An 18,157-nucleotide genomic window follows, 5' to 3' on the forward strand; every position below is an offset into this window, starting at 1 on the left:
TATTCCCATTAGCAACCACCCACCGACCGCTCGCACGGCCACGCCGTGAATCCGTCGGTGTCGCCGTGCGTTGCTGTCGTTCCCATGTGCGATAAACCGGCACGCCTAGAGGCCCGCGCCGGATAACGCACCCATGTGAACCGGGCGGCCCATTTCACGAAATGGCATTCACGGCAGCCGGTGCGGACATCGAACTCACGCCATGATCAACGGGATCGCGAGACTGAGGAGATCTGTGAGGCTAGTCGAACGGGGAAATGAGCTCACGCAACTGCGTGACTTGCTGGCCACCTGCCTCCGGGGCACGGGTGGTGTCGCCCTGGTCACCGGAGCGGTCGCCTCTGGAAAGACCAGTCTGATGGGCACGTTCGCCCAGCACGTCGCGGAGTCGGGTGCTCTGTTCCTCCACGCCAGCGCGTCCAAGGCCGAGCAGGGCCTGCCCCTCGGAGTCGTCGGGCAGCTGCTGCACACCGCCCCCCTGTCGGCCCGTCAGTCCCGGCGCAGCACCGAGCTCGTCGACGAGTACGCCGAGGCGGCGGAGCTGCCCGACGTCGCATACGAGACCATCCGGCAGGACCACGTCCGCGTGATCCACGACCTGTGCACCCTGCTGCTCGAACTGGCCACGCACGGCCCGGTCGTGATCGGGATCGACGACGTCGAGTACGCCGACCGGCTCTCCCTGCAGTTCCTGTCGTACCTGGCCCGCCGGCTGACCTCGGCGCCGGTACTCATCGTGCTCACCGAGCGCGCCGTGCTCGAGCCCGGCCACCCCTCCTTCCACACCGAGCTCCTGGGCCAGACGCACTGCCTGCGCATCCGCCTGGAGCCGCTGACCACGGAGGGGATAGCGGAGCTGCTCGCCGACCACCTCGACACCTGGGACGCCGGCCTGCCCTCCGTCTGCGCGGCGATCAGCGGCGGAAACCCTTTGCTCGTCCGCGCTTTGATCGATGATCACCAGGCTGCCAGTCGACGGGTGCCCGGCCAGCGCATGGTGCAGCCGCCCGTGGGCGAGGCCTTCCGCGAAGCGGTCCTGGTCTGTGTGCACCGCTGCGGTCCCGGGGTGCTGGACGGCGCTCGCGGTCTCGCGGTGCTGGACGAACCGGGCACCCCGGCGCTGCTGGGGCAGTTGCTCGGCATCGAGGCGCACCGGGCCGCCCAGATCATGGACGTCCTGAACGCCGCCGGTCTGCTGGAGCAGGGCGGGTTCCGCCATCCTGCGGCCCGCTCGGCGGTGCTGGACAACTTCGCCGGGGAGGAGCGCGCGGAGCTGCACCGGCGCGCGGCCGAGCTGCTGTACCCCGAGGGCGCGCCGGCGATGACCGTCGCGGCCCATCTGGTCGCCGCGGACCGGGTCGGCGCCCCCTGGGCGGTGCCGGTGCTCCAGGAGGCGGCCGACCAGGCGCTGACCGAGGACCGGGTCGACGAGGCGGTCGCGTTCCTGAAGCTGGCGCACCGGACCTGCGCCGACGCCCGTTCGCGCGCCATGATCATGGCGGCGCTCGCGGACGCCGAGTGGCGGATCAACCCCTCGGCCGTCGTCCGTCAACTCCCCCAGATGACTTCCGCCATACAGGACGGCCACCTCCAGGACACCGATGCCCTGGCCCCGATCAGCTACTTGCTCTGGGACGGCCGGATCGACGAGGCGACCCGGGCCCTGCGACTCCTCGACGAGTCGACCGCCGCCACGAAGCCGCAGACGGTGTCGGACCTGTACGCCTTCCGGCTGTCGATGGCCGCGTCCTACCCGGCACTGCTGACCAACGTGCCCGAACTCCCGCCGCTGTCCCACCGCAAGGAGCAGTCGCGCGAATCCCTCACGATGGACATGCGGCTGCGGGCCGTCACCGCCTTCACCGCGGTGCTGCGCCACGACTCGGCTGCCGAGGCCGTCACGGCGGCCGAACACGTCCTGCAGAGCTGCCACTTGGGGCACACCACGCTGGAGCCGATGTGCCTCGCGCTGCTGACCCTCGTCTACGCGGACCGCCTCGACAAGGCCACTCCGTGGTGCGATGCGCTGCTCAAGGAGGCGGACCACCGCCACTCCCCCACCTGGCAGGCGACGCTGACCGCGATCCGGGCCGACATCGCGCTGCGCCAGGGTGACCTGACCGCCGCCGAGGTGCACGCCCGCACCGCTCTCGACTCGATGTCCGAACGCAGTTGGGGCGTGGCCATCGGCGCGCCCCTGGCGACCCTGCTGCACGCCACCACCGCGATGGGGCAGTACGCCGAGGCCGAGGCACTGACCCGCTCGGTGCCACCCGCCGTGTTCCAGACCCGCTGGGGGCTGTCGTATCTGCACGCGCGCGGGCGCCACTACCTCGCCACCGAGCGGCCGCAGGCAGCGCTCAGCGACTTCGTCACCTGCGGCGAGCTGATGGTCGGCTGGGACATGGACCTGCCCGCGCTCGTGCCCTGGCGCTCCGAAGCCGCCCGCGTGCACCTGCAGTTGGGAGACGTGACGCAGGCCCGGCGGCTGGCGGAGGAACAGCTCGCCCGGCCGGGCACCCGCCGGTCGCGCACCCACGGTATCGCCCTGCGCACGCTGGCTTCGTGCAGTGAGCCCAAACAGCGGCCGCAGATCCTGCGCAAGGCAGCCGAGGAGCTCCAAGAATGCGGCGACCGCTTCGAGTTGGCCGGCGCGCTGGCCGACCTCAGCGACGCGCACCACGCCCTGGGCGAGTCCGACCGGGCGCGGATGATGGCGCGGCGCGCCTGGCACGTGGCCACCGACTGCAAAGCGGGGTCGCTGCTCCAACGGTGGTCGTTGAACCAGGCGGCGGCCCTGCCGGAGCCACCGGCCGCCACCGAGGGCCTGACCTCCTTGAGTGACGCCGAGCGGCGGGTGGCCGCACTCGCCGTCAAGGGACACACCAACCGGGAGATAGCCCGCAAGCTCTACATCACGGTCAGCACCGTGGAGCAGCATCTGACCAGGGCGTACCGGAAGCTGGACGTACGCAACCGCGCGGATCTGCCGGTCCGGCTCCAGCCGAGCAGCGTGGCCCCGGCCTGATAACCGTCGCACGGAGTCAGGAGGTGGCCGACGGCCGCTGGTAGGCGCGCAGGAAGACGCGGACACCACTGACGACGATCCGCTCGATATCGGCGTCCTCAACGGGGAGCACACCGAACAGCGAGCGGTTGTTCACGCTGCTGGTGACCAGCGCGCCGAAGTGTGCCGCGGCCTCCATCGGGTCGGGCACGTCGAGGTGGCCGCGTTCGGCCAGGGCGGCCAGCCGCTCGGCCAGTGCGAGCTGTTCGTTGCCCGGGGCGCCCCGGCGGTCGAGGAGCGCGGGGAAGTGCGCGGCCTCGGCGATCACCAGGCGGATCGCCGAGGCGCGGCCCTGAGAGCACGCCACAGTGGAGCCCAGTTCACGGCCGAAGGCGATCATGGCCGCCTCGATGTCGGTGACATCGTCACCGAGCGTGCGGTCCAGGATGTCCATGAACTGTTCCATCATCGCGGTCTCGGCGTCTTCGATGACCGCGAGGAACAGCCTTTCCTTGTCGCCGTAGTAGTCGTACACCGTCCGCTTGGAGACGCCGGCCTCGAGGGCCACGGCGTCCACGCTGGTCCGTGCGACCCCTTCGCGCAGGAAGAGTTCCAGCGCGGCTTCGATGATCGACGCCCGCTTCTCCGGAGACCCCTGGCGCAGCCGACTGTCGGCCTCGCGCCGCCGCGGGCCTGTTGTGGGCGGGCTCGTCACTGGATGGCTCCTCAGGTCTTGCGGCGGCGTCGAAAACGAGTGTACACCACTACACTACACCGTGTAGCATCATTTTCATGACTAGCCCGTCCGCCGGAGCTTCCCCGGTCACGGAAGCGCCCGCAGCCCCAGAACGGCTGGACCCCGCACTGATCCGACTCGGAGTGGTCCTCGTCATCGGCGCCATCGCGTCGATGCTGGACGCCACGATCGTGAGCGTCGCGATCGTCCGTCTCTCCCGTCAGTTCCATACGGACATCGCCACGATCCAATGGACGACCACCGGCTATCTCCTCGCCCTGTCGATGGTCATCCCCCTCACCGGCTGGGCAGTCGAGCGGTTCGGCGCCAGGAAGATGTGGATCTTCTCCCTGAGCGCGTTCCTGCTCGGGTCGATGCTCTGCGGCATGGCCTGGTCCGTGGGCAGCCTCATCGGTTTCCGCGTGCTCCAGGGCATCGGCGGCGGCATGATCGCCCCGGTGATGCAGACCATCCTGGTTCGCGCCGCCGGTCCCCAGCGGATCGGCCGGATCATGAGCATCGTGGCCGTGCCAGGACACCTCGCGCCCATCATCGGCCCGCTCGTCGGCGGCCTGATCATCGACAGCATCAGCTGGCGCTGGATCTTCTACGTCAACGTCCCGATCTGCCTGATCGCCCTGCTGCTGGCCTGGCGCACCGTCCCCAAGGACGCCATGGACAAGGGCGAACCGGCCCGCCTGGACGTCCTCGGCCTGACCCTGCTCTCCCCCGGTCTCGCGGCCGTCATCTACGGGCTGTCGCAGACCGGCACCTCCGACGGGTTCGCGGCGACCCCGGTCGTCATCTCCCTCACCTTGGGCGTGCTCCTGCTGCTCGCCTTCGGATGGCACGCGCTGCGCACCAAGATCACGCCGATCATCGACCTGCGGCTGTTCAAGAACCGGTCGTTCTCCATCGCCACCATGCTGATGTTCCTCGGCGGGATGTCGGTCTTCGGAGCGATGCTGCTGCTGCCGCTGTACTACCAACAGGTGCGGGGCGAGACCGCGTTCTCGGCCGGCATGCTGCTCGCCCCCCAGTCGGTCGGCACGATCATCGCCTTGCTGTACGTCGGCAAGCTCACCGACAAGATCGGCGCCCGGCCCATCGTGCTCACCGGCGTCGGGATCGGTGTGGTCGGCACCCTCGCGTACACCCAGGTCCAGGCCGACACCAGCGTGTGGCTGCTGAGCGCGTCGCTGCTGATCTGGGGCATCGGTATCGCGGCCTCGATGGTGCCGATCATGAGCGCCGCCTACCGGGGGCTTGCGCCCGCCTCCATCCCCCGGGCGACCAGCGCGATCTCGGTCATCCAGCGGCTCGGCGGCTCGTTCGGCACCGCCATCCTCGCGGTGATCCTGCAGCGCGAGATCATTACCCACACCGCGGACGGGGGGCGGACCGCGGAGAACCTGACCTCGGCGTTCGACGCCACGTTCTGGTGGATTCTCGGGTTCACGGCGCTGACCCTTGTGCCGGCGCTGCTGCTGCCGCGAGCCAGGAAGGCGGTTCCCGCTACGGCGAGTTGACGTCGTAGCAGGGCAGGTCGGAACGCCGAACGCCTCCCGGTGGGGATCCCGCCGGGAGGCGTTCGGCTCGCATGGCCGTCCGTGGCCGTTCACGCGATTCCCCGCGCCCCCTACGGGCGCGGCCCGCACCCACAGCTCATGGCCGGACCCTGCCGATGCGGCGGAGGAACTCGTCCAGCCGCTCGGGGTCCGGTTCTTGGGCGGCCCAGGCGTCCGGGTCGTCGGCCGTCGGCAGGACGCGCGGGAACATGGGCCCGCCCATCGGCTCCCCGGGCTCCAGGCCCGGGTCCCAAAGGATGGGCAGGACACCGTTCTTGGGCTCGAAGGTGACGTCGTCCCCGAGCCAGCGCGAGACGAAGGCGCGGCGGCCGCGGTCCGGTCCGGTGCCCGTCGCGCCGTGCAGCGCGGCCGGGTTGAAGATGACCGCGTCTCCGGGGACCAGGTCCCAGGCCAGCAGGTCGCCCTCGTCCCAGGTCAGTACGTCCTGGCGGGGCTGTACAGCGGGCCGGGCCGCGTCCTGCGGTCCCTGCTCGTCGGCCTCGTCGGCCTTCATCATCCGGTGCATCAGGCTGGAGGTGACCGGTACTTCGCGGTCCTCCCAGCGGTGGGAGCCGCGTACGACGGTCAGGGCCGCGGAATCCGGGCCGCACTCGTCCAGCGCGATCCACATGGCGCAGACCTGGTCACCGTTGATGGGGAACGAACTCGCGTCCTCGTGGAACGGCGTCGGCTTCGCGGTGGCCTGCGGCTTGGCGAAAATCTGGTCGTAGAAGGCGGTGGCGGTCCTGGAATTGAAGAGCCGCTGGGCGATCCGGGACGCGGGCGAGCGGTAGACGAAATCGCGGAACGCCTCGTGCGTCTTCCACATGAAGGCGTCACCGGTCGCCCTGCCGCCGGAGAAGTCAGCCGACGCCCGCGCCAGCGAGGACGGATGGGCGAGTACGAAGTCCACGGCCTCCGATATCCGGCCTACCCATGCGTCGGAGAACAGACCGGAGGCCTTGATCGCACCGTCGCGGTGATAGGCGTCCACCTCCGTGTCCGTCAGTTCCCGCAGAGGGGCTTCGGGAGATTGCAGAGTCATGTGCCACCTTGTCACGAGAGAAGTCGGGTCCCGGACCGGCGGGCAGCCGCACGCCGTACACCGAAGCGTGGCATGCCGGCAGGCCCGCTGCCGGTCGAGGCTGTCGCCGCCACGCTACGGACCCAATTTCTGGGGGCCAACCCCTACTTGAGCCCTTAGTACTCCAGCCGTGGTAGTGGATCTTCATCCCGTGGCCTCACGCCGGCGGCGGTGTCCGTCACGGACGCGGGCCTGGTGTCGGCGACGCCACGGGGACCGGCGCGGACGAGGGCCGGGTTGGCCGTTCGGGGACACGGGCACCCGCCGAGTGGGCGAGGGCCAGGTCGACCGCGACCCGGGCAGTTCTCGATCCGCCCGGCGGTGCCGGTGCACTCTCACCGGCACACGCCACGATCGCCCAGCAGTTCCCGCGGGCTGGACGGGCCGGCAATCCGCGGCCGAACACACCGATCCGACACCGGGGTTCGAAGCGGCCGAACCACCCGGCCACGCACTCCATCAACCCCTCAAAGTCCTCGTCCAAACAGGCAGGTCCTACGCAAGTACTAGGGGGCTGCTTAGGGGTGGAAAGCGTCGCCGTCCAAACCGTAGTGTTCCGTCCCGGCGCTAGAGATCACGACGTTGTCGTGCGGCGGCGTATTCACGCCACACCGTATTCTTTCGGGGCCGCGGCCCCGACGATCAATTATCTGTCGGAGGCGACGAATTGGCACCCGAGAAGCAGGTCCCGGACACAGACGTCATCGTGGTCGGAGCCGGACCCACCGGCCTGATGCTGGCCAATGAGCTGGTGCTGGCGGGAGTCCGGCCGACGGTGGTGGAAGCGCTGCTGGAGCCCACAGGACAGTCCCGAGCCCTCAACCTCCACCCGCGTACGGCCGAAATACTCGACTCGCGCGGGCTGTTGGAACCACTTCAGAAACACCCCATCCATCTCGGGTTTCTGACCCGCAGCTTCTTCGCCGGAATTCCGGTACCGCTCGACTGCGGACCATTCGGCTCGCCCTATCCGCAACAGGTGGGCGTCCTGCAGTCGCGGGTCGAGGCGATGCTGGAGAAGCACCTGGGTGACCACGGCGTCACCGTGGCCCGCGGCAGCGAGCTGGTCGGACTCGACCAGGACGCGGACGGTGTGACCGCTGTCGTCGAGACCAGCGAGGGGCAGACCCGGCTGCGTGCCCGCTACCTCGTGGCCTGCGACGGCTCGCGCAGCACGGTGCGCAAGCTGCTCGGGCTCGCGTTCCCCGGTACGGACGGCGGACCGCACTCGCGGGTGGCGGCGGATGTGATCCTCGCCAGGCCGCCCGAGGAGTGGTTCGAGGAGGTCCCCGAGGAGCACCGCCGTCACCTCAACCTCCTCCCCGATGTCGGGCTGACGGGCGTGATCACCCTCGGCAAGGGCGGTCGCGAGACCCAGTTCTCCCTGGTCGGGCTCGAGGACGACATCCACCGGCTGATGTTCTCCAACCCCGACCAGCCCATCGCCAGGGACGCCCCCATCACCGAACAGGAGGTCCGCGACGTCCTGCACGCGGTCGGAGGTCCCGCCGCCGAACTGAAGAAGCTCCTGTGGTCGTCCCGGTTCACCGACGCCTGCCGGCAGATCGACCGCTACCGGGTGGACCGGGTGCTGCTGGCCGGGGACGCCGCCCACATCGTCTTCCCGATCGGCGGCCAGGGCATGAACCTCGGCCTCCAGGACGCGCACAACCTCGGCTGGAAGCTGGCCGCCGAGGTACAGGGGCGGGCCCCGGCCGGCCTGCTGGACACGTACCACGACGAGCGGCACCCGGTGAGTGCCCGGATTCTGGGCTCGGCACGCGCCCAGGCCGCACTGCTGGACCGCGAACGGGACGTCTCGGCGCTGCGCGAAGTGCTCGGGACGCTCCTGGAACTGCCGGAGGCCAATCAACATCTGGCCGGGCTCACTTCGGGGCTCAGCATCCGCTACGAGATGGTGCCGGAGGGCGCGGCCGAAGCCGGAGCTGGGAACGGGTCCGGGCCTGGAAACGGGTCCGGCCATCCGCTGGTGGGGCTGCGCATGCCCGACCTCGCGCTGTCCGTCGACGGCGCGCCCGTACGTACGAGCCAACTGGCCCGCTCCGGCACGGGGTTGCTTCTGGAACTCGACGGGACGCGCCGCCTGCCCGCGCCCACCCCCGAGCGCATCGACCATGTGGTCGCCGCGGTCGACCCCACCGGCCCGGACCCGGACTTCCGGGCCGTACTCGTCAGGCCGGACGGCTATGTCTGCTGGGCGGCGCGGGACGGTGACGACGCGGACGGGCGGGGCCTGGCGGCCGCGCTGACCCGGTGGTTCGGCGCCCCTGCCGCGCCCGCTTCCGCCTGAGCGGGCAGGGTGATCGCACCGTCTTCTGATCACGCATCGGTACGGGCCGGTCGAGGCCGAGGAGGGCCGGCGGTCGTTCGCAGGAGCGCAGGACCGTGGTGCGGAGTCCGGCGGCGACGCCGGCGTGGCCGGCCGCGCGGAGCTGGTCGATGGCGAAGCAGCTGATGTCGTGGGTCTTCCCCGGGGCTCGGGGTGGGGTGACGGCCGCCGGGGCAGGTGTCGTTGCCGACCCGGCGGATGGTCATGCCACTGGGGCGGGACCCGTACGGCCAGGGCGCTCGCGATACGGGCGCCGAGCCGGGCCGGGACGTTCTGCGGCGCACCAGCCGCCCGCTCGTCGACCGCCGCGAAGCTCTTCGCCCCGCATATCACGGCGGAACAGGCAGTCAGCAGTACTGCCACGAAAGGGCGACGCTTCCCGCGCCGGCGCCGCGGATCGGCCAGCGTGTTCGGCCGCTCGACCAACAAACCCGTCGCGCGGTGCTGACGGGCAGGCGACTTGACCGGAAGAACGGTGGCAGACTGGCGCAACATCGAAGCTCCGTTGCGCGAAGGCGACTTGGGAAGGTCACCTCCGCGACGGAGCTTCGACGCGTGTGGCCGCGCATCCGGCTGCCATCGTCACACAGCTGTGACCTGGGCACTCGCAGGATTCCCCGGGATTTTGCAATCGCCCTGCCCGGTACCCGGCCCGCACACGACGCCCGCGCGACCTGCCGTTTCCCCCCTTCATCCGAAAAAATGGCTCACTTGACACGCCCCGGACAGCCACCAAGGATGAGTGGGGCGAATTCTGGGATGCGACCGAGAGGGGGGCGGGTGAACCTGGTGCACAGCTACCGCATTTTATCAACTTATGCGTCACTTTTGCTCTTGATTGACCCGTCGCGGCCATCTCGGCAATTCCGGGTTTCACAATTTCACAATGCATCCGACAGACCAACCGCCTTTCCGGTCAATCGACTGGATGCAGCCGAATTGCCCTATTTGCACTCACTGTAGCAGAAATTCCACAATCCTCATCTTGCGTGCAGACCAGAAGCCTCCCTCATGGGTGGTCTCGGATGGGAGAGTTGAATTGTTCGGCCCCGCCAAATGCGCCGTCATACGCCGCGCCGAGCTGAGGAGTCTGGTGGCCGCCCTGGACTCCCTGGGCCGGGGCCCCTCCCGCGTCATCGAGGTCGACGGCGACCGCGGGGCCGGCAAGACCCAACTGCTCGGCGAGTTGCGCCAGGAGGCCCGGCAGCGCGGCTTCGAGACGCCGCACGGGCGCAGCACCCCCGCTGAACAGCACACCCCCTTCCGGGCGTTCACCTCCGCCCTGCCGGGCCGGTTCGCCCCCCTCCCACCGCTGTGGAAACCGGCGGCCCCCACGGGCAGCCGCCCGTCACTCACGGCGTGCGGGACGGTCGTCCCGCACGGCTACCGGTCCCAAATCGCTCTGAAACAAGAAATGTCGGCGGACACCGAGGAGCTGCGCGGCTCGCTGGCCGAGCTCGCGCACGACGGGCTCGTCCTGACGCTGGACGACTTCCACTGGGCGGACGCGGAGTCGATCGAGCTGCTGGACCACCTCATCCGACGGCCGATTCCCGCCCCGCTCCTCATCGTCGTCTCCTGCCGCGGCCGGCAGGCCCCGCCCCGACTGCGTGGCGCCCTCACAAAGGGAACCAGGCTCGGCACGGTCGCCAGCATGAAACTGCCCTCGCTCGCGCTCCAGCGAGCCGCTTCGCTGCTCGCGGTACCTCCTCAGCACGACCGGATCAGCGCCGCCCCCGCCCCCCACTACATACTGGCCGAGGTCTCGGCGCTGCCCGGCGACGACCGCGCCGTCGTGGCCGCCCTCTCCGTCCTCGGCGACGGCTACGGCGCCCACGAACTCGCCCTGGTCGCCGGGATACCCGCGGAAGCGGCCGCCCGGTCCCTGAACCGGCTCGTCTCCGGCGGCCTCGCCCGGACCGCCGCCCCCGGCCACGGCTACCACCTGCACCGCCCCGACCTGGCCGCGCTGCTCTACGACCACACGGACCCCCAATGGCGCGCGGGCGCCCACCGGCGCGCCCTCGACGTGCTCGCCCGGCACAGCGCCTCCCCCGCCGCGCACGCCACCCATATCGACCTCGCCCAGGACGCCGCGGGCAACGAGGCAACCCGCAGGCTGATCCGCGCGGCCGAGCGGTCCATGTGGTCCGCCCCCGGCGCGGCGGCCGACTGGCTGCGCCCGGCGTACGAGTCCACCAAGGCCCGGGAGGGCCAGGGCCCCGCCACCGACCGGCTCAACCTGCTGTTCGCGCGCGCCCTGATCCTGTCGGGCCAACTCGTCGAGGGCCAGCGCCTGTTGCGCACCTATCTGCAGTCGGCGCCACGGTACAGGCGCCGCAGCCGAGCGGCCGCGGCGGCCTTTTGCGGCCTCGTCGAGGGGCTGCTCGGCCACCAGGAAGAGGCGAACGCCCTGCTGACGGCCGAGCTGGAGGAACTGGCCCACGACCCACCGCCCGAAACCGTCGGCATCTACGTCACCCAGTGCCTGATCGCGCTGCTCCACGGTCGCCCCTGGGACCGCACCGCGGGCGACGCCGCCGCCCGGATCGCCGCGCGCCACCAGGACCGGCTGGCCGAGATCGGGGCGCTCGTCCTGCGCGCGCTGTGCCGGGTGCTCGGCCCCGTTCCCGGGCCCGAGTCCGCGGAGCGCGCCGCTTCGACGTGCGCCGCCGCCATCGACGAGATGCCGGACGCACTCGTCGCGCAGCACCCCGAGTACCTTGCCCTGCTGGGCCGTTGCGAGTCGCTGCTCGGCCGGTTCGCCGACGCCCGGCGGCACTTCGAGCGCGGCATCGCGATCCTGCGCGCGGCGGGGCACACCCATCTGCTCCCGCTCTTCCTCACCGGCCTCGGCACCGTGTATGCGCACATCGGCCCCCTGGACGAGATGCGGCGGGCGGCACGGGAGGCGCGCCGGATCGCCGCGAAGACCGACGCCAAGCCGCTCTACGGGGCGGCCCTGGCCCTCGAGTCGTGGTACGCCGCCTGCACCGACCGTGACGGGTCGAAGACCGCGGTCAGGCTCGCCTGGGAGGCGATCGCGGCCCTCCCGCCCGGTACGAGCTCATGGAGCATGGCCCCCTGCTGGGCGCTGGCCAACGCCATGCGCCTGGTGGGGGACGCGCAGCAGTCCGCGTCTGCCGTAGTGGCGCTGGGCGGCGGCCAGTCGCTCCCCAAGCTGCCCGTGATCCTGCGCCCGATCTACCTGGAGATGCTCGCGGACGCGGACGCGGAGGCCGGCACCATCGAGCACACCTGGGACCCGCGCGCCCAGGTCCTGCCCCCCTCGCTCCCCAAGACGCTGCTGTCTCCGTACTCCTTCGCCGCGCGCGCCCACGCCCTGCGCGCGCAGGGCGAGTTGAGCGCGGCCGTCAAGGCGTACGACGAGGCGTCCGAGCTGATGTCCAGAGCGGGGATGATCGGCGCCCGCGCCAAGACCCTGCTCGCGCGGGCCGAATGTGCCGCCGAACTGGGCCGCCACAAAGAGGCGATCGACGTACTGATCACCTGCAAGATGCTCGCGCAGAAGTACGGCTCCCGGCGCATGTTCAAGACCGCCGTGGACCTGGAGCGCGACCTGCGCTCCCGCACCTCCGAGGACGCGGCCGCCGACCGGCGGTCCGCCCCCCTGGGCGAACTCACCGACCGCGAACGCGAGGTCGCGGACCTGGCCGGCAAAGGGCTGCGGACCAAGGACATAGCCAAAGCCCTCGAACTCAGTCCGCGGACCGTGGACGTCCACCTCAACCGGATCTATCGCAAGCTCGAGATACGTTCCCGAGCCGAACTGGCGCATCTGATCGCCACCGCGTCCTGACAGCTCTGTCTCTCGCACCCCGGCCTTCCCGGCTCCCCCAGCCTTCGAGGAACTCGTACGTCAACCACGCACGGGCATGAGTGTCTGACGCTCGCGCATCCCCTCGGCACAGCGGACAGCACGGTCCGGCCCCGACGGTCTCAGCTCGGAGCAGGCCGCGGTCAGGGCCTCTTTCCCCGCGTGCTTTCGGAACACGCCGCATCGGCGGGCGAACACGCCCCCCCTTCCAGCAGACACGATCTCCGTCAGCCGAGTTGCCGGGCGAACGCCTCGTACGCCCGGTCGTCGAAGAGGACGAACCGCACCTCCTCGACGATGGTCGGCGTGTTCCGCAACGTCTCCACCGCAATACGAGCCGCGTCGTCCATCGGCCACCGGTACACGCCGGTGGAGATCGCCGGGAACGCGACCGTCCGGGCACCCAGCTCGTCGGCCACGCGGAGCGACTCCCGGTAGCAGGAGGCAAGTAGCGCAGGATCGCTGCCCGAGGCCTGGTACACCGGGCCGACCGTGTGGATCACCCAGCGAGCGTCCAGTTCACCCGCCGTGGTGGCGACCGCGCGGCCCGTGGGCAGGCCCTTGCCGTACCGGGAGGCACGCAGGGCGCGGCACTCCGCCAGGATCGCGGGGCCGCCGCGGCGGTGGATCGCGCCGTCCACGCCGCCACCGCCGAGCAGCGAGGAGTTGGCCGCGTTGACGATCGCGTCGACGCTCTGCCGGGTGATGTCGCCCTGGACGAGGGTGAGGGTGGTCGGGATGGTCATGTCCGTCTCAGTCTCCGCCATACGGCCTTGGCCGCGTTGTGCCCCGACATGCCGTGCACACCGGGTCCCGGCGGGGTGGCCGAGGAGCAGATGAAGACGGCCGGATGGGGCGTGTGGTAGGGGAACAGGGACAGTTTGGGACGCAGCAACAGCTGGAGGCCGGAGGCCGCGCCGCAGGCGATGTCACCGCCGACGTAGTTGGCGTTGTGGGCGGCCATCTCGGCGGGGCCGGCGGTGGCACGGGCGAGCACGCGGTCGCGGAAACCGGGGGCGAAGCGCTCCAGCTGGCGTTCCAGGGCATCGGTGAGATCGCCGGACCAGCCGTTGGGCACATGGCCGTACGCCCAGAAGACCTGCTTGCCCTCGGGGGCGCGGGTGGGGTCGACGATGCTGGGCTGCACGGTGATCATGAACGGCCGGTCCGGGGCGCGGCCCTCGCGGGAGGCGGCGCGCAGGGCGCTGCCGATCTCGGCCTGGCTCGCGCCGAGCTGGACGGTGGTGGCGACCCGCGCTTCGGGCGCGGTCCAGGGCACCGGACCGTCCAGCGCGTAGTCGATCTTGAAGACGCTGGGGCCGTAGCGGTAGCGCGCGTAGTGGTCGCCGAAGCCGGCGATGCGGGCGAGCGCGGTGGGCGAGGTGTCGAAGACGTACGCGCGCGCGGGCGGCAGGTCGTCCAGCCGCTTGACCTCGTAGTCGGTGTGCACCGCGCCGCCGAGATCTTTCAGGTAGGCGGCGAGGGCGTCGGAGATCGCCTGGGAGCCACCGCGCGGCACCGGCCAGCCGCGGGCATGCGCGGCGAGCGCGAAGACCAGGCCGATGGCGCCGGTGGCCAGGCCGTCGAGCGGTGTCATCACATGCGCGACCAGACCCGCGAAGAGGGCCTTGGCCCGCTCGTCCTGGAAACGGCGCATCAGCCAGGTGGACGGGGGCAGCCCGGCCAGACCGAAGCGGGCCAGGGTGACGGGGTCGCGCGGGAGCGCGGTCAGGGGCAGGGACATGAAATCCCTGACGAGGGTGTCCCAGTGGGCGAGGAACGGCCGGACCAGCCTGCGGTACGCGCCCGCGTCGCGCGGCCCGAAGGAGGCGGCCGTCTCGGCCACGGACCGCGACAGCACGGCCGCGCTGCCGTCGGGGAAGGGATGCGCCATGGGCAGCTCGGAGTGCAGCCACTGAAGGCCGTAGCGCTCGAGCGGCAGGGCACGGAACGCCGGGGAGTTGACGCCGAGGGGGTGGGCGGCCGAGCACGGGTCGTGCCGGAAACCGGGGAGGGTCAGCTCCTCGGTCCGGGCACCTCCGCCGACGGTCGGCTTCGCCTCGAACAGGGCGACGGAGAAACCACGCCGGGCCAGCTCCACGGCAGCGGTCAGTCCGTTCGGCCCCGCACCCACCACGACAGCATCGAGCATCGACGGCACCTTCGGACCCCTTCGTCAGCCGATGGCCACTCGGGTTCAGGATATGCCGGGGGGCTGACAGTCCTTCGGGCTGGGGGCTGGAGGCTGGGGGTTAGAGGCTGGGGACCGACGGGCCGAGGGTTGGAGACCGGGGCCGGGAGGCCGGGGCCGTGAAGCCGGAGCCGGGAGGCCGGAGCCGGGAGGCCGTGAGGCGTGATCCAGAGGCCGGGCCCGGGAACCGGGAGCCGGAGGGTGGGGCCCGGGAGCCGGAGGCTGAGTGGCCAGGTCGCCGGGGAAGCCAAGTCGCCGGGAGGCCGGGGGAGCCGGCGGGAGCGGACAAGCCCATGGGAGCGGGCAGGCCGGCGGGCCGACGGGGGTGAGCCGAGGCGGGCCGGTGGGGCGCGGTCCTTGGGATACGGGATACCGCCCGAGCGGCTCGGGACACAGCCCCGGCGACGTCGAACCCGGCCCCAGCGCGGTGGGGCGCGGTCCAGGCCAGGTAGGTCCGGTACGGCACGCCCGTTGGTCACACGGCGCGTCCCCTGAGCTTCAGGCCGTGGTACGCAGCAGGTCGGCCACCCGGCGGGCGGTCACGGTGTCGCGGGCGGCGGTGAACGGCAGTGTGTTGCCGCCCGTCACGCGGAACGGCTCGCCGCTGCGGGTGAGGTGCGTGCCGCCCGCCTCCTCGACCAGGAGCAGGCCGGCCGCGTGATCCCAGGCGGCCTCCCAGGAGAACGCGACGGCGTCCAACTCGCCCCGGGCGATGGCGAGATACTCCAGGCCCGCCGATCCGCACGGGCGCGGTGCGACGCCGTCGGTCCACAGGGCACGCAGCGAGCGCTTCTCCTCGTCGGTGGTGTAGTCCGGGTGGGACGTGGCGACGACGAGGTCCCGGCCGGGTGCGGGCGGGCCCGCGAACAGGCGCTCGCCGTCGAGGTAGGCGCCTTGGCCACGGACCGCGGTGGCCATCTGGTCGCGAGCCGCGGCATAGGTCCAGGAGGCCAGGACGACGCCCCGGTGGGCGAGCGCGATCAGGGTGCAGAACCCGTCGTCACCGTGCACGAACTGGCGGGTGCCGTCGACCGGGTCGACGATCCAGACCGGTGCGTCGCCCTGCAGCGCCTGGTACGTCGCCGGGTCGGCGTGCACCGCCTCCTCACCGACCACGACCGAGCCGGGCAGCAGCGCGCCAAGCTCCTCGGTCAGCCGCAGCTCGGCGAGCCGGTCGGCGTCCGTCACCAGGTCGTGGGGTCCGCTCTTCTGGTCCACGTCGTCCTCGGTGAGGCAGCGGAAGCGGGGCAATATCTCGGCCGCGGCGGCCTTGCGCACCGCTTCCTCCACGTCGGCCGAGCAGTGACTGAGAAACTCCTCGATGGTTTCCATCTCTTCGATCATGCGTCCATGAGAACATGCCCCACTGACATTCCCCGCCCGCCCGGTGCACACCGGGTGGAATCGGGATGAAGAACAGGGGCCACGCACACCGCGACGTCACGGGCACACACCGCCGCCACTCCGATGCGCACGGTCAGCGGCCGACGGCGTAGCCCTGCATCCCGCGCGGGTTCGCCGCCGCCGACAGCAGGCCGCTCTCCGGATCCCGGGCCACCGCGCACAGGCGCCCCTCCGACCAGGCGGGGCCGACGGTGACGTCGTGGCCGCGGCGGCGCAGCTCCTCGATCACCCCGGCGTCCGTCCGGGACTCCACGGTCACACTGCCGGGGCGCCGGCCGCGCGGGTAGAAAGAGCTCGGGAAGCTGTCGTTGTGCCAGTTCGGGGCGTCGATGGCGCCTTGGAGGTCGAGGCCGCCGCGGACCGGGGCGCGCAGGGCTGCGGCTAGGAGGAAGTGCAGCTGCCACTGGTCCTGCTGGTCACCGCCCGGCGTGCCGAACGCCAGGACCGGCACACCGTCGCGCAGCGCGAGGGACGGGGTGAGGGTGGTGCGCGGGCGACGGCCCGGGGTGAGGGAGTTGGGCAGGCCCTCCTCCAGCCAGGCCATCTGCAGGCGCGTGCCGAGCGGAAAGCCCAGCTCGGGCACGACCGGGTTCGACTGGAGCCAGCCGCCGCTGGGCGTGGCCGCGATCATGTTGCCCCAGCGGTCGACGACGTCCAGGTGACAGGTGTCGCCACGGGTCGTGCCGTCACCGGCGACGTGCGGCTCGCCGGGTGAGTGCAGCCGGCCGGGTACGTACGGGGCGCCGGGGAACTCGGCGACGGCCGGCGCATCTCGGCACTCCGCGACGGTCGGCTCGCCCGCGCCCATCGGGTCGAAACCGCGCTCGCCGGTCTCCACGCGCGCGTACGCCTGCGCGGGCAGCCGCGGGGTGCGTCCGCCGGGGCTGCCCGGCCGCAGCTCGTGGGAGGCCTTGGTGCCGACCAGGCCGCGTCGGCCGGTGTTGTAGTCGCCCGACAGCAGCTCGGCGAGCGGCACGTCGGCCGCGTCCCCGTACCAGGCCTCGCGGTCGGCCATGGCGAGCTTGCAGTTCTCGATCAGCAGATGGACGTACTCGGCGGAGCCGTAGGGGGGCAACTCGGCCGGCAACAGGGCGAGTTGCTGGAGGAGGACCGGGCCCTGGCTCCAGGGGCCGGCCTTGCAGACGGTCCACCCGTTCCAGTCGTACGTCACCGGAGCCTCATAACGCGCCGACCACCCCGCGAGGTCCGCCTCGGTGAGCGTGCCGGTGTGCCGCTCGCCGCTGGTGTCCAGGGTGGGCCGCCGGGACTGGCGCAGCAGGGCCTCGGCGATGAAACCCGAGCGCCACACCGCGCGCGCGGCGTCGATCCGCGCCTCCCGGTCGCCGGCACCGGCGGTCTCGGCCAGCAGCCGCTTCCAGGTGGCGGCGAGGGCGGGGTTGCGGAAGTGCTCGCCGGGCCACGGCGCACGGCCGCCGGGCAGGTAGATCCGCGCCGACGACGTCCACTCGGTCTCGAACAGCTCCCGTACGGTCTCCACGGTCGCACCGAGCTTCTCCACGGGCGCGTGCCCGTGTTCGGCATATCCGATCGCGTACTTCAGGACGTCGTCGAGGCTCTTCGTGCCGTGGTCGCGCAGGAGCAGCAGCCAGGCGTCGAAGGCGCCGGGCACGGCGGCGGCGAGCGGCCCGGTGCCGGGTACGAGGTCCAGACCCAGCCCCCGGTAGTGGGCGACCGTGGCGCCGGCCGGGGCCACGCCCTGCCCGCAGAGCACGCGCGCGTCACCGCCCGCCGGGGCGAGCAGGATCGGCACCTCGCCGGCCGGTCCGTTCAGGTGCGGCTCCACCACGTGCAGCACGAACGCTCCGGCCACGGCGGCGTCGAAGGCGTTGCCGCCGCCCTCCAGGACCGCCATCGCCGACTGGGAGGCCAGCCAGTGGGTGGAGGACACCATTCCGAAGGATCCTTGGAGCGTGGGTCGGGTGGTGAACTGCATCTCTCACCTCGATGTTCGCGCGCGT

The 18,157-nt window shown here is 71.4% G+C and carries 10 protein-coding genes; 4 read left to right on the forward strand and 6 right to left on the reverse strand.

Annotation, left to right across the window (positions count from 1 at the left end; translation table 11 throughout):
- Window positions 1-202 precede the first annotated feature (202 nt).
- Window positions 203-3,028 (forward strand): helix-turn-helix transcriptional regulator, encoded by a 2,826-nt coding sequence (locus ADK64_RS28390; RefSeq protein WP_063789965.1) that lies wholly within the window; start codon window positions 203-205, stop codon window positions 3,026-3,028.
- A 16-nt stretch (window positions 3,029-3,044) separates the two neighbouring features.
- Here ADK64_RS28390 and ADK64_RS28395 read toward each other — a convergent pair whose 3' ends face one another.
- Window positions 3,045-3,722 (reverse strand): TetR/AcrR family transcriptional regulator, encoded by a 678-nt coding sequence (locus tag ADK64_RS28395; protein ID WP_199829728.1) that lies wholly within the window; start codon window positions 3,720-3,722, stop codon window positions 3,045-3,047.
- A 77-nt stretch (window positions 3,723-3,799) separates the two neighbouring features.
- On the opposite strand from ADK64_RS28395, the gene ADK64_RS28400 reads away from it, so the two are divergent.
- Window positions 3,800-5,272, forward strand: coding sequence for a DHA2 family efflux MFS transporter permease subunit (locus ADK64_RS28400; RefSeq protein ID WP_053663433.1), 1,473 nt, complete (start codon window positions 3,800-3,802; stop codon window positions 5,270-5,272).
- A 136-nt stretch (window positions 5,273-5,408) separates the two neighbouring features.
- On the opposite strand, the gene ADK64_RS28405 is transcribed toward ADK64_RS28400, so the two are convergent.
- Complete coding sequence (locus ADK64_RS28405; RefSeq protein ID WP_053663435.1) at window positions 5,409-6,356, reverse strand: phytanoyl-CoA dioxygenase family protein; 948 nt, start codon at window positions 6,354-6,356, stop codon at window positions 5,409-5,411.
- Window positions 6,357-7,062: 706 nt separating this feature from the next.
- Between ADK64_RS28405 and ADK64_RS28410 the strand changes: the two genes are divergently transcribed.
- The gene (locus tag ADK64_RS28410; protein WP_234384728.1) at window positions 7,063-8,706 is read left to right on the forward strand and encodes an FAD-dependent monooxygenase; all 1,644 of its coding nucleotides are present in this window, start codon (window positions 7,063-7,065) and stop codon (window positions 8,704-8,706) included.
- Window positions 8,707-9,673: 967 nt separating this feature from the next.
- Window positions 9,674-12,565, forward strand: a complete 2,892-nt coding sequence (locus ADK64_RS28415) for a helix-turn-helix transcriptional regulator (protein WP_267888572.1) — start codon at window positions 9,674-9,676, stop codon at window positions 12,563-12,565.
- Window positions 12,566-12,810: 245 nt separating this feature from the next.
- Here the strand turns inward: ADK64_RS28415 and ADK64_RS28420 are convergent, their stop codons facing one another.
- The 4 genes from ADK64_RS28420 to ADK64_RS28435 all read right to left on the reverse strand — a co-directional run bounded on the left by ADK64_RS28420 (window position 12,811) and on the right by ADK64_RS28435 (window position 18,132).
- Entirely contained in the window at window positions 12,811-13,329 is a 519-nt protein-coding gene (locus ADK64_RS28420; protein WP_053663440.1) for an O-acetyl-ADP-ribose deacetylase, read from the reverse strand.
- On the reverse strand, window positions 13,326-14,744 hold the full coding sequence (locus ADK64_RS28425) for a phytoene desaturase family protein (RefSeq protein ID WP_199829729.1): 1,419 nt from the start codon (window positions 14,742-14,744) through the stop codon (window positions 13,326-13,328). Before ADK64_RS28425 ends, ADK64_RS28420 begins: the two co-directional genes overlap by 4 nt.
- A 528-nt stretch (window positions 14,745-15,272) precedes the next feature.
- Window positions 15,273-16,118 carry an inositol monophosphatase family protein gene (locus ADK64_RS28430; RefSeq protein WP_053663444.1) on the reverse strand — a complete coding sequence of 282 codons (846 nt, stop codon included), beginning with the start codon at window positions 16,116-16,118 and terminating at the stop codon, window positions 15,273-15,275.
- Between the two features lie 133 nt (window positions 16,119-16,251).
- Window positions 16,252-18,132, reverse strand: coding sequence for a gamma-glutamyltransferase family protein (locus ADK64_RS28435; RefSeq protein WP_053663446.1), 1,881 nt, complete (start codon window positions 18,130-18,132; stop codon window positions 16,252-16,254).
- Between the last annotated feature and the right edge of the window lie 25 nt (window positions 18,133-18,157).

The organism is Streptomyces sp. MMG1121, assembly GCF_001280015.1.
Taxonomy (GTDB): Bacteria; Actinomycetota; Actinomycetes; order Streptomycetales; family Streptomycetaceae; genus Streptomyces.